The following is an 11,957-nucleotide window of genomic DNA, read 5'->3' on the forward strand; positions in this document are numbered from 1 at the left end:
AAATTTTCTATAGAATTAAAGAATTTTCCCCCTGATTTATCGGGTGAGCCCAAGACACCACTCCGGATATCACTCTTTTTCAAATGAGCGAAATCGACAAACGCCATACCGCAAAACAAGAACATCAAACACAATGCCCGCTGTGTTTTCCGCAGCCCCGAATCATCCAACGGAGCGGTCATCAACAAACGCAAGGATTCCGTAGGCAACGCCTTCTTCTGTTTGCTTTTCACTCCCATGAAAATCCCCTTGAACAAATAACGGGAAAAAGGAGCCTCCCCATTCTCCATCGCCAACCCATACACACGGCGAATCCTACGCATATAGGTAGACACCGTATTCCACGAGCATTCCCGGTCCCGCAAATAGTCTTGATACCTCAAAAGCATTTCCCGGTCGATACGGGTATAAGGAATCACCTCCTGCCCACAAAAACGCAGGAATGAATTCAAGGCATCTTGATAACTCTTGGCGGACGAATAACGTCCTTGCTCTCTCAATCGGGCTATATACATCCGCATACCCTCCGCTAAATCATACTGTTTCATATTTTCACGTATAAAAAAAGTAAATTACAATAAAAAACACGGTTAATTCGTGATTGTCTACTTACATTTGCAGAAAAACAAATACCATGGACAAGATCGTAGAAATAGCCCGGTTCACCTATCCGGCGGATGCCCAACCGCTGATGGCCCTGTTGAGGTCGGAAGGGATAGAATGTTATCTCCGCAATGAGTTAAGCAGCCAGATCATGGCCGGTTACGTAGACGTAGGCGGCGCACGGGTGGAGATTCTGGAAAGCGACGTTCCCCGAGCCATGAAGATCATGGAGGAAGGCGGTTACGACCTGCCCCGGGAAGACGAGCAAGCGGAACCGGTAGAACAAGTCGCCGGATTCGCACGTCATATCCCTTTTCTACGAAAATATCCCTTAGAGAAACAAATCATGATCCTATTCGTCATCATAGCTGTCTTTTTGGCTTTGGTGATTTACTTCGGATCGCTTATTTCCTCAAACTAAACAAATGTAATCAATGGCACGCAGAAAGATAACAAATAGTCAAGCCGTATGTATCACCTTACTATGGGGTGTCTTATGCTACATGCTGCTTGTATACAGCGAAACGATCAATTTCGACGTCATATTTGCCCTTGTAGCCTCCGCTATCATTGTGTTCGTTCCGATCTATAAGAATTTCAAGCATAGAGACGAATAACATTTCGTCGTTTTTTCAAACTTAATATATCTAAATGATATTTTTTACGCATTTTCTCTTTCAATTATTTGCTAGTGTCAAAAATTAGCTTACCTTTGCCACGTCGTTAAACAAACGGCGTACGGATAACAAAATGGTATAACATTCTAAATATAAAATTCAGTCATGAAGGCAAGTGAAGTTTTAGACAACTTGAAAAGAAGATTTCCGAACGAACCGGAATATCATCAAGCAGTATCAGAGGTTTTAGGGACTATCGAGGAAGCTTACAACGAGCATCCGGAATTTGAGAAAAGCAACTTGATCGAGCGCCTTTGTATCCCCGATCGCATTTTCTCTTTCCGTGTAACTTGGATGGACGATAAGGGACAAATCCAAACGAACATGGGTTACCGTATCCAGCACAACAACGCTATCGGCCCGTACAAAGGCGGTATCCGTTTCCACGCTTCCGTAAACCAATCGATCCTTAAGTTCTTGGCTTTTGAGCAAACGTTTAAAAATTCACTGACTACATTGCCGATGGGTGGTGGTAAAGGAGGTTCCGACTTTAGCCCGAGAGGAAAGTCAAACGCTGAGATCATGCGTTTCTGCCAAGCCTTCATCCTTGAGTTATGGCACCATATCGGTCCGGACACGGATGTTCCCGCCGGCGATATCGGTGTAGGCGGACGTGAGGTGGCTTATATGTATGGAATGTACAAGAAATTGGCTCGTGAGAATACGGGCACATTCACGGGTAAGGGTATCGAGTTCGGAGGTTCCTTGATCCGTCCGGAAGCTACAGGTTACGGAAACGTATATTTCTTGTTGCAGATGCTGAAAACCCGCAACATTGATATCAAAGACAAGGTAGTTTGTGTATCAGGTTCCGGAAACGTGGCTCAATATACGGTAGAGAAATTAATCAGTCTTGGAGCGAAAGTTATCACGATGTCTGATTCCGACGGTTATATCTATGATCCGGATGGTATCGACCGTGAGAAACTGGATTATATCATGGAGTTGAAGAACTTGTATCGTGGCCGTATCCGTGAATACGCAGAGCAATACGGATGCAAATATGTACAAGGCGCTCGTCCTTGGGGAGAGAAATGCGACATCGCTATGCCGAGCGCAACCCAGAATGAGTTGAACGGCGACGATGCCAAGACTTTATTGGCTAACGGTTGCTTCGCCGTATCCGAGGGTGCTAACATGCCTTCTACACCAGAAGCTATCGACGCATTCCTTGAGGCCAAGATCCTTTACGCTCCGGGTAAGGCCGCTAACGCAGGTGGTGTATCCGTTTCCGGTCTTGAGATGACTCAGAACGCACAGAAGTTAAGCTGGAGCAGCGAGGAAGTAGACCAGAAACTTCAGAGCATCATGGAAAACATCCACGAGCAATGCGTAAAATACGGAAAGCAAGAGGATGGTTACGTAAACTACGTGAAAGGCGCCAACGTAGCCGGTTTCATGAAGGTCGCTAAGGCTATGATGGCACAAGGAATACTCTAGGTAATTGAAAATTGAGAATTGAGAATTGAAAATTAGTTAGAGAGGAGAGATTGATGATCATATAAGCGAGGGGGATAGGCTTTGAGAGGCTATTCCCCTTTCTTATTTCCGACGAAGTCCCAATTTTCAATTTTCAATTCTTAATTTTCAATTAAAAAACGGTATCTTAGTGCCGTAAATCGATAAGTATGATAACAGAAGAACTTAGGAAGCTATACCAATCATATACCGGATCACCGGCAGAGGAAATAACGGAGTTACCGTCATCCGGCTCTAACCGCCGGTATTTCAGGATAAAAGGTCCTGAGACGTTGATTGGAGTTAGTGGCACTTCTATTGAGGAGAACGAGGCTTTTATCTATATGGCAAAACATTTCCGGGGGAAGGGCTTACTCGTACCGCAAGTATATGCCAGCTCGGACGACCATTCATTTTATATCCAAGAGGATTTAGGAGATACGCTTCTTTTCAACGCCATCGAGAAAGGCCGTAAAAGCAGTGTATTCGACGAGGAGGAACGCCGTTTATTACACAAGACGATCACCAAACTCCCCGACATCCAGTTCTTGGGGTCCGACGGTTTCGATTTCTCGTATTGCCATCCGCAAGCCGAGTTCAACCAACGGTCTATCCTTTGGGACTTGAATTATTTCAAGTACTGTTTCTTAAAGGCTACCGGGATGGAGTTTCAAGAAAACCGTCTGGAAGATGATTTCTTGAAGATGAGCGACGTATTGTTACGCAGTTCATCCGCCACGTTCCTATACCGCGATTTCCAGTCACGCAATGTTATGGTAAAGGACGGAGAGCCTTGGTTTATTGATTTTCAAGGTGGACGAAAAGGTCCGGTTTATTACGACGTGGCTTCCTTCCTTTGGCAGGCGAAAGCGAAATATCCGGAGGATCTGAGGAATGAATTACTATCGGATTATATCACGGCCCTACGTAAATATATCCCGGTAGACGAGGCTTACTTCCATAGCCAGCTGCGCCATTTCGTCCTGTTTAGGACCTTGCAGGTATTGGGGGCTTATGGTTTCCGGGGATATTTCGAGAAAAAGCCTCATTTCATCCAAAGCGTCCCGTTCGCGATCGAGAACCTGCGGCAGTTATTGAAGAATGACTATCCGGAATATCCCTATTTATGCTCCGTCCTTCGTGAGCTCACCGGGTTGAAACAATTCACGGACGATATCCAGAAACATATGCTGGAAGTAAAGGTCATGAGCTTCGCCTATAAAAAAGGAATCCCGAACGACCCTAGCGGGAACGGAGGTGGATTTGTATTCGATTGCCGTGCGATAAATAACCCCGGTAAATACGAGCGTTACAACCATTTCACCGGTTTGGATGAGCCAGTGATCCAGTTCTTGGAGGATGACGGGGAGATCACGAATTTCCTCGAGCATGTCTACCATATCGTAGACGCCTCGGTAAAACGATATATGGATCGTGGATTCACCAATTTGATGATTTGTTTCGGATGTACGGGAGGACAGCACCGTTCGGTCTATTCCGCACAACATCTGGCGGAACATCTTAACACCAAGTTCGGAGTAAAAGTACATTTAGTACATAGAGAACAAAATATAGAACAACTCTTTAACCCTACATTATGAAAGCTATGATTTTCGCGGCCGGTACTGGTTCCAGACTGAAGCCGTTAACCGATCACACGCCAAAAGCGCTTATACCTATCGGGGGCAAACCGATGCTAGAACACGTCATACTGAAACTGAAATCCTCCGGTTTCGACCAGATCGTGATCAATATCCACCATTTAGGCAACCAGATCGTGGATTTTCTGGAGGCGAACAACAACTTCGGTGTCCGGATCGAAATCTCGGACGAGAGCGATTATCTGCTGGATACGGGAGGAGGAATCAAGAAGGCCACTTCTCTTTTATGCGGGAACGAGCCTTTCTTGATACATAATGTCGATATCTTATCGAACGTGGATCTCAAGAAACTATACGATACCCATGTACAAACGAACCCGTTGGCTACCTTACTCGTCAGCCAGCGCAATACCTCACGTTATCTATTATTTAATAAGGAGAATAGACTGTGTGGTTGGCGTAATCATGAGACCGGCGAGGTAAAATCTTACTATCCCTATTTTGACCCGGATCAACACAACGAGTACGCCTTTAGCGGAATCCACGTACTCTCGCCCAAGATATTGGAGCTGATGGAAGAATGGACCGGAAAGTTCTCTATCATTAACTTCTATCTGGCTATTTGCGCCAAAACCGATATCAGGGCTTATATGGCGGATAACCTAAAACTATTGGATATCGGCAAGCCGGAAACCTTGGCCGCCGCCGAGGAATGGCTACGACAAAACATCTAACAAAATATTTCACACATGAAAAAAACTAGTTTTATCTACTTACTCTTGTTGATCGCGCTGGGCCTCAGCTCTTGCCAGCAAGAGAAGACTTTCAAGGTTCTTCAATTCAACATCTGGCAGGAAGGCGCTGTCGTAAAAGGAGGCTTTGACGCTATCGCTGACGAGATCGTAAGAAGTAACGCTGATTTCGTTACGTTAAGCGAGGTACGTAATTATCATCAGACCCGTTTTTGCGACCGGATCGTGGAAGCGTTGCAGCAAAGAGGACAAACGTACTATTCTTTCTACACCGAGGATTCCGGTCTGTTAAGCCGCTACCCGATCACAGATAGCACGACCGTCTATCCCTTGAACGATGACAGGGGTAGTATGTACAAGGCCATTACCCACATCGGCGATACCGAGGTAGCTCTTTACACCGCCCATCTGGATTATCGCAATTGCGCTTATTACGATGCCCGTGGATACGACGGAAATACATGGGACGAGGAACCTCCTGTCACCAATCTGGATACACTCCTATGGTTGAACGAGCAATCTGTCCGTGACGACGCTATCGCTTGCTTCCTAAAAGAGGCGAAAAAGGATCGGGAAGCTGGACGGATCGTTATCCTCGGAGGAGACTTTAACGAGCCTTCCCATCTGGACTGGACCGAGGCGACCAAAGATATGAGAGACCACCAAGGATTGGTTGTTCCTTGGCACGTATCCGTCATGCTGGAGAAAGACGGCTTCAAAGATACGTACCGTGAGATCTTCCCGAACCCTGTAACTCATCCGGGACTTACCTGCCCGGCGGACTGTAAGGATATCGCTTTAGAGAAATTGGTTTGGTCGCCGAAAGCGGACGATAGAGATCGCATCGATTTCATCCATTACGCTCCATTCGAGGGATTAACGCTTACAGATGTATGTATCATCGGTCCGAAAGGTGACATCCTCCGTGGGCAAAGAGAGACGGAAGAGACCTCCGACCCGATCATGACTCCCCTTGGAATCTGGCCTACCGATCATAAAGCGGTTCTTGCCACTTTCCACTTGAAATAAAAAATGGATTCGCGAGACCCGTCTTACCGGCTCGTCTCGCAAATCCACAAACAACTATCTTCTCTTGAAACGCTATCTTTTTATGGTTTCAATACCACGCCAAGACTTTTCTTCCCATCCATCTTAATCGTAATCGGAGCATCAAAACGTACATGACGAAGATATTCCGTCTCCTCTACGGCAGGTTGCGCATTCAAGAACGCCTCATCGAACCAACCATCTCCCTTAAATGGATTAACCGTAAAATAACCCACTCCGAACGAAGTCAGGTTCTGGAAGAAATGGGTACCTTGACTCGGGTCTACCCGATAATTCTCCAATCCGCATTCCACGATCACCCGTGCGTTACTGATATGCGGCCATTTCACCGGAATACCCAACCAAGAGTCGCTGCTCCCCCATCGGCCGGGGCCGACTAATACGTATCCTTTCTCCTGATCGGTAAACGAGCGGTTCATCTTCTCGATCTCATAAGCGATCAACTGATTATTGGATGAATTAAAAGCGCCCGTCTTCACATAGATAATATCCTGTACGTCGCCAACGATACCATGTCCCAAAACACTGGTAGAAGAAAGGATGGTTTCCTCGTTCTTCACCAAGCTCAGATCCTCGTCCATAATCTCTTTATTATCTACGATCGGACGGATTTGCAACAGATAGAAAGTCGCCCTTGTATGATCCGACGGGTCCATGTTGACAGCGAACTCAATCTCTACCGGACGGCCCATTTCCTGCTGCCCGATCCGTAAGATCTGATCCAACGTATCCGCCAGCGGGAACACGTCATGCTGTAGGATATTCACGAAAGAAAGGATCTTACGACCGCCCGGATAATAACCGTCACGGATAATCTGATCGTACGGATCGTATGTAGAGACAATATATTTCAAGGAACCCTCAGCGTCAGCGTCCTTCAAGCCCAGCTTCACCAAGTTAAAGGCATCATCTACCGAGAAGGCTTCCGCCATATTCTTCAAATCCAAGGCATAGAAACGAGTCTGCGTTTCCCTAAGAGCGAAATCCATCGTACTCATCTGCAAGATGCTATGGGGATGTCGGGGAGAGAAACGCAAGGTTTGCCCGCCATCGACGATATACTTACCCAATCCCAAGGCGATATTCGCGATCCCATCCTCCGCCTTCTCGTTACCGATCGGATAGAAATTCAAGGAACGGGCCACGCCCGACATCGTCGGATAGAAATGATCATTATAACGGGAACCCACCACTTCTTGCAAGACGACAGCCATCTTCTCCTGATCGATCAAGTTCGAGGTAGCCGTCATATACGCCTTACTATCCTTATAAAAGACAGAGGCATACACCGCCTTGATAGCGTCGCTCACCGTACGGAGCATATCGTATTTCTCCTCGATCTTAGGTACCATATACGTAGAATAGATCCCGGCGAAAGGTTGATAATGCGAATCTTCCAGCAGGCTGGAGGAACGCACGGCGATCGGGCTTTTCACCACATCGAAGAAAGCCATCAAGTCCTCGATTAAACGGGAGGGCAAGCTGGCCCGCAAGAAATACCGGAGGATCGTCTCGTCGTCCGCATCGCCCAGCGCTACCGGATACAACTCGTTCGTCTCCATGAACTCGTCGAAGATATCGGTACAGATCACGACCGTCTTCGGGATATTCACGGCAAAATTATCACTTTCCAGCTTAGGGTATCGCTTCACCATCGCACCGATAAAGGCAAGACCTCTACCCTTACCTCCCAGCGAACCGTCGCCGATACGGGCAAAATTACTATACTCATCAAAACGATCCTTCTGATAAACCGCCACGACACCCGTGTTCTTCATCCGGCGATATTGCACGATCAAGTCGAAAATCAATTTCCGGGCCTCATCCATATCCTTATAGTCACTCACGTCCACATGCTTCAAAACCTCGGCGGGCGGAAACATGGCACGGGAATAAAAGAAACGGGAGAAATGATTCCGGGAGAGATGGTAAACCAACGAATCGTCGGGAATCTGAAAGACTTTCTTTTGAAGGTCTTTCAAATCCTTGATGCGCATGATCTCCTCTTTCGTATGCGGATTCAAGATCACGAAATCGCCGAAGCCGAAACGCTGCATGATCTTCTTTTTCAAATCCTGCGGATAACTCTTGGAATTCTTATCGATAAACGAGGCGTTCAGTTCCTTCGCGTACACATGGTTGCTGGCCTCCGAAGATTCCAGCACGAAAGGAATGATCAAACCCGTTTTCCGTACATACTGTCCGAACTTATAACCGGCATACGGATCTTTCACGCCATTGTGCATAAAACTCATATCCGAGATAATACCCAACATATTATCCCGATACTGATCAAAAATACGTACCGCCTCCTCGTAATTCCGGGCCAATTTGATCTTCGGACGGCCACGCATACGCAACGTACGCTGGTGATCGTTCAACGCCTCCTTCGCAAACATTTGGCTCTGCTCCAACACGAACTTATATAAATGAGGCAAAGCGGACGAATAGAAACGAATGGAATCCTCCACCAACAAGATGATCTGTACGCCCACGCTGGCCGTATCGTCCGGAGCGTTCATCTTATCCTCGATCAACTTGATAATCGCCAGTAACAACTCCGAGTTACCCAACCAGCTGAACACATAATCGATAGCGCTCAGATCCTCGTTGGCGATCCGCTTAGACACCTCTTTCGAGAAAGGAGTCAATACGACGATCGGGATATTCGGATAATGCACCTTTATCTCGCTCGCCGCAGCGAATATATCCCGGTTATCCATATTCGGCATGCAAATGATCAATTCGAAGTTCCGGTTCTTCAACTCATTCAAAGCCTCCTCCTCGGTAGTCACCTGCGTAAACCGGGGTGGGTAACGGAGGCTTAAGGAAGTATATTCGTTAAATATCTGCTCATCTACACGCCCGTCATCTTCCAGCATGAAGGAATCATATTTCGTAGCGATAAGCAATACATTATATATACGCTTATTCATTAGATTGGCAAACGGGGTGTCTCTGAACACCAAGTCTTTTAAGTTCGGTATACCGCTCATAATAGATTCTGATAGAATTATTCGAGTCAAATGTAAGGAAAAATAATAACTATTGAAACATGAAAGTACGCATTCTGACTCTAACTGAAGATTTTTAGGTTTTCACTGATAAAAAGTAAGCGAAACTCTTGGTCATTCCAAAGAATTACCTACATTTGCCAACAGAATGTTATCCTTTTAAAGAATATAAATGCTATGAAGACTGAAGTTATTTTATCAGCGCTAGAGGCAAAACATCCGGGAGAAAAGGAGTATTTGCAAGCAGTAAAAGAAGTGCTTTTATCAATTGAGGAAGTGTACAACCAACATCCGGAATTTGAGAAAGCGAAAATCATTGAACGCCTAGTTGAGCCGGAACGTATTTTCACTTTCCGTGTGCCTTGGGTAGATGATAAAGGTGAGATACAAGTTAACTTGGGATACCGTGTTCAGTTCAACAACGCGATCGGCCCGTACAAGGGAGGCATCCGTTTCCACCCGTCCGTTAACTTGTCTATCTTGAAATTCTTAGGATTCGAGCAAACATTTAAAAACGCTTTGACAACCCTTCCGATGGGTGGTGGCAAAGGCGGTTCCGATTTCGCTCCGAGAGGAAAGAGCGATGCCGAGATCATGCGTTTCTGCCAAGCGTTTATTCTTGAATTATGGCGTAATCTTGGTCCGGACAGGGATGTTCCGGCTGGCGATATAGGCGTAGGTGGCCGTGAGGTTGGTTATATGTACGGTATGTACAAGAAATTGGCTCGCGAGAACACAGGTACGTTCACGGGTAAGGGCATGGAGTTCGGAGGTTCTATCCTTCGTCCGGAAGCTACCGGCTTCGGCGCTCTTTACTTCGTACATCAAATGTTGGAGACTCACGGAATCGATATCAAGGACAAGACGGTCGCCATCTCCGGTTTCGGCAACGTGGCTTGGGGTGCCGCTACAAAGGCAACCGAGTTGGGCGCTAAGGTGGTTACTATCTCCGGTCCTGACGGATATATCTATGATCCGGCGGGTATCTCCGGCGAGAAGATCGACTATATGTTGGAATTGCGTAATTCCGGAAATGATATCGTAGCTCCTTACGCAGACGAATTCCCGGGCTCTACCTTCTATCCCGGCAAGAAACCTTGGGAACAAAAAGTAGATATAGCCTTACCATGCGCTACCCAGAATGAGTTGAACGAGGCTGACGCTCGTAAGTTGATCGAGAACAAGACTTTGTGCGTAGCTGAGGTTTCTAACATGGGTTGTACGGCTGAGGCTGTAGACTTGTTCATCGAGCATAAGCAATTATTCGCTCCGGGTAAGGCAGTCAACGCCGGTGGTGTGGCTACTTCCGGATTGGAGATGACCCAGAACGCTATGCATATCTCATGGACTGCCGCCGAGGTAGACGCTAAATTACATCAGATCATGAGCGCAATCCACGAACAATGCGTAGCTCATGGTAAAGATGGCGAATATATCAATTATGTAAAAGGCGCGAATATCGCAGGCTTCATGAAAGTAGCGAAAGCTATGATGGCTCAAGGTATCGTATAAGAATAAGGTCAGTTTAGGCTAAATAAAAACATAGTTATGAATTCTTTGAACCTTAGTTATGGTTTGAGAATTTCATAACTATGTTTTTTAAGCTCATATCAGCGGACTTTCCCGGGGTTCTTAGCGATAAAATCCTTCCATCCCGTATACTTCTTTTCCGAGATCGGATTATTGGTTTGGAAATAATGACAAACAGCCGCCGCCAACCCATCCGTAGCGTCCAATTGCGGAAGCATAGACTCATCCGGTATCTTCAGATAGCGTTGTAGCATGCCGGCCACTTGTTCTTTCGCCGCATTTCCATTCCCCGTGATCGAGAGCTTGATTTTTAGAGGGGCGTACTCGAAGATCGGGATATCCCGCTCCAAGGCCGCCGCCATCGCTACTCCTTGTGCCCTTCCGAGTTTCAACATACTCTGTACGTTCTTCCCGAAGAAAGGCGCCTCGATAGCCAACTCATCCGGATGGTATTGATCGATCAAGGCCAAGACCCGTTCGAATATCTTACGCAGACGGAGGTAATGATCCTCATATTTATTCAATTGCAGGATTCCCATAGCTTCCAGCTTCGGTTTATTCCCCTCGATCTTCAAGATTCCGTATCCCATCACGATCGTACCGGGGTCTATGCCTAATATAATACGGTCCTTTATCATTTAGGTAGCTCTATATCTTCCAACAGGGTAGAGAATCCAGCGATCTTCTCTTTATAACGTCCTATCAAATCTTGCTGCAAGGCTCCGCCTTCCTTACGCACCCACTCATTCAACGAATCGATATCCCTCGTATGAAACTGTACGGAAAAACTTTCACCTTCCTCATTCCGCGAATCCAAGATCCGTCTCAAATAAGGACTATAAAGGATACCGCTCTCGGAGGCTTTCGGTATATAACTATTCTTCAAATATTCCAGACACTCATCCACGATATCCTTATGGATATGAAAAGTCGTATTATAAACTATCATCTTCTTTCCTTTCTCTTGAAATTTCTTATACAAAGATAGCGCATATATCAAGAAAAGCCTTATATTTGCACATGAATTAACAAGACGGGGCATTAGCTCATCTGGCTAGAGCGACAGACTGGCAGTCTGTAGGTGATCGGTTCGAGTCCGATATGCTCCACAATTTAGCATATATCAAACATTTAGGGAATATCCAGCAACGGGTATTCCCTTTTGTCATTGATACTCTCTATGAGGCTTAGCAGGTATTGGGGCTCACCCGATATTTATTGGGGACAGAGTTAATTCAAAGGGATAAAACAAGA

The 11,957-nt window shown here is 46.2% G+C and carries 11 protein-coding genes and 1 tRNA gene; 8 read left to right on the forward strand and 4 right to left on the reverse strand.

Annotated features, from left to right (window positions below):
• Positions 1-548, reverse strand: a 548-nt coding sequence (locus tag DW033_RS23435) for a site-specific integrase (protein ID WP_147423699.1), incomplete at its 3' end; no start/stop codon positions are given.
• A gap of 86 nt (positions 549-634) precedes the next feature.
• Between DW033_RS23435 and DW033_RS23440 the strand changes: the two genes are divergently transcribed.
• The 6 genes from DW033_RS23440 to DW033_RS23465 all read left to right on the forward strand — a co-directional run bounded on the left by DW033_RS23440 (position 635) and on the right by DW033_RS23465 (position 6,120).
• Positions 635-1,024, forward strand: coding sequence for a DUF2007 domain-containing protein (locus tag DW033_RS23440; protein ID WP_005858748.1), 390 nt, complete (start codon positions 635-637; stop codon positions 1,022-1,024).
• Positions 1,025-1,037: 13 nt separating this feature from the next.
• A complete protein-coding gene (locus DW033_RS23445) occupies positions 1,038-1,220 on the forward strand; it encodes a hypothetical protein (RefSeq protein WP_005858749.1) in 183 nt (60 codons plus the stop codon).
• A 165-nt stretch (positions 1,221-1,385) separates the two neighbouring features.
• Positions 1,386-2,720 carry an NADP-specific glutamate dehydrogenase gene (locus tag DW033_RS23450; RefSeq protein WP_122383216.1) on the forward strand — a complete coding sequence of 445 codons (1,335 nt, stop codon included), beginning with the start codon at positions 1,386-1,388 and terminating at the stop codon, positions 2,718-2,720.
• 188 nt (positions 2,721-2,908) lie between these two features.
• Positions 2,909-4,339 (forward strand): RNase adapter RapZ, encoded by a 1,431-nt coding sequence (locus tag DW033_RS23455; RefSeq protein WP_122383217.1) that lies wholly within the window; start codon positions 2,909-2,911, stop codon positions 4,337-4,339.
• Positions 4,336-5,073 (forward strand): nucleotidyltransferase family protein, encoded by a 738-nt coding sequence (locus tag DW033_RS23460; RefSeq protein WP_005858756.1) that lies wholly within the window; start codon positions 4,336-4,338, stop codon positions 5,071-5,073. The genes DW033_RS23455 and DW033_RS23460 overlap by 4 nt, the downstream gene beginning before the upstream one ends.
• 15 nt (positions 5,074-5,088) lie before the next feature.
• Positions 5,089-6,120, forward strand: a complete 1,032-nt coding sequence (locus tag DW033_RS23465; RefSeq protein ID WP_012056179.1) for an endonuclease/exonuclease/phosphatase family protein — start codon at positions 5,089-5,091, stop codon at positions 6,118-6,120.
• An 80-nt stretch (positions 6,121-6,200) separates the two neighbouring features.
• On the opposite strand, the gene DW033_RS23470 is transcribed toward DW033_RS23465, so the two are convergent.
• Entirely contained in the window at positions 6,201-9,155 is a 2,955-nt protein-coding gene (locus DW033_RS23470) for a PEP/pyruvate-binding domain-containing protein (RefSeq protein ID WP_057319441.1), read from the reverse strand.
• A 195-nt stretch (positions 9,156-9,350) separates the two neighbouring features.
• Between DW033_RS23470 and gdhA the strand changes: the two genes are divergently transcribed.
• Positions 9,351-10,685: an NADP-specific glutamate dehydrogenase gene (gdhA, locus tag DW033_RS23475; protein ID WP_005868539.1), complete on the forward strand. Its 1,335-nt coding sequence runs from the start codon at positions 9,351-9,353 to the stop codon at positions 10,683-10,685.
• A gap of 98 nt (positions 10,686-10,783) precedes the next feature.
• On the opposite strand, the gene ruvC is transcribed toward gdhA, so the two are convergent.
• The gene (gene ruvC / locus DW033_RS23480; RefSeq protein ID WP_005858764.1) at positions 10,784-11,341 is read right to left on the reverse strand and encodes a crossover junction endodeoxyribonuclease RuvC; all 558 of its coding nucleotides are present in this window, start codon (positions 11,339-11,341) and stop codon (positions 10,784-10,786) included.
• Complete coding sequence (locus tag DW033_RS23485) at positions 11,338-11,652, reverse strand: DUF4286 family protein (protein WP_005868538.1); 315 nt, start codon at positions 11,650-11,652, stop codon at positions 11,338-11,340. The genes ruvC and DW033_RS23485 overlap by 4 nt, the downstream gene beginning before the upstream one ends.
• An 86-nt stretch (positions 11,653-11,738) precedes the next feature.
• On the opposite strand from DW033_RS23485, the gene DW033_RS23490 reads away from it, so the two are divergent.
• Positions 11,739-11,812 (forward strand) — tRNA-Ala (locus tag DW033_RS23490).
• Positions 11,813-11,957 lie beyond the last annotated feature (145 nt).

The sequence above is a fragment of the Parabacteroides sp. AF39-10AC genome (assembly GCF_003635405.1).
In the GTDB taxonomy this organism is placed as follows: domain Bacteria; phylum Bacteroidota; class Bacteroidia; order Bacteroidales; family Tannerellaceae; genus Parabacteroides; species Parabacteroides distasonis.

Bases quoted from the DNA above. Each gene is read 5' to 3' on its own strand.
- DW033_RS23440 (WP_005858748.1), top strand. From the start codon at position 635: ATGGACAAGATCGTAGAAATAGCCCGGTTCACCTATCCGGCGGATGCC.
- DW033_RS23445 (WP_005858749.1), top strand. From the start codon at position 1,038: ATGGCACGCAGAAAGATAACAAATAGTCAAGCCGTATGTATCACCTTA.
- DW033_RS23450 (WP_122383216.1), top strand. From the start codon at position 1,386: ATGAAGGCAAGTGAAGTTTTAGACAACTTGAAAAGAAGATTTCCGAAC.
- DW033_RS23455 (WP_122383217.1), top strand. From the start codon at position 2,909: ATGATAACAGAAGAACTTAGGAAGCTATACCAATCATATACCGGATCA.
- DW033_RS23460 (WP_005858756.1), top strand. From the start codon at position 4,336: ATGAAAGCTATGATTTTCGCGGCCGGTACTGGTTCCAGACTGAAGCCG.
- DW033_RS23465 (WP_012056179.1), top strand. From the start codon at position 5,089: ATGAAAAAAACTAGTTTTATCTACTTACTCTTGTTGATCGCGCTGGGC.
- DW033_RS23470 (WP_057319441.1), bottom strand. From the start codon at position 9,155: ATGAGCGGTATACCGAACTTAAAAGACTTGGTGTTCAGAGACACCCCG.
- gdhA (WP_005868539.1), top strand. From the start codon at position 9,351: ATGAAGACTGAAGTTATTTTATCAGCGCTAGAGGCAAAACATCCGGGA.
- ruvC (WP_005858764.1), bottom strand. From the start codon at position 11,341: ATGATAAAGGACCGTATTATATTAGGCATAGACCCCGGTACGATCGTG.
- DW033_RS23485 (WP_005868538.1), bottom strand. From the start codon at position 11,652: ATGATAGTTTATAATACGACTTTTCATATCCATAAGGATATCGTGGAT.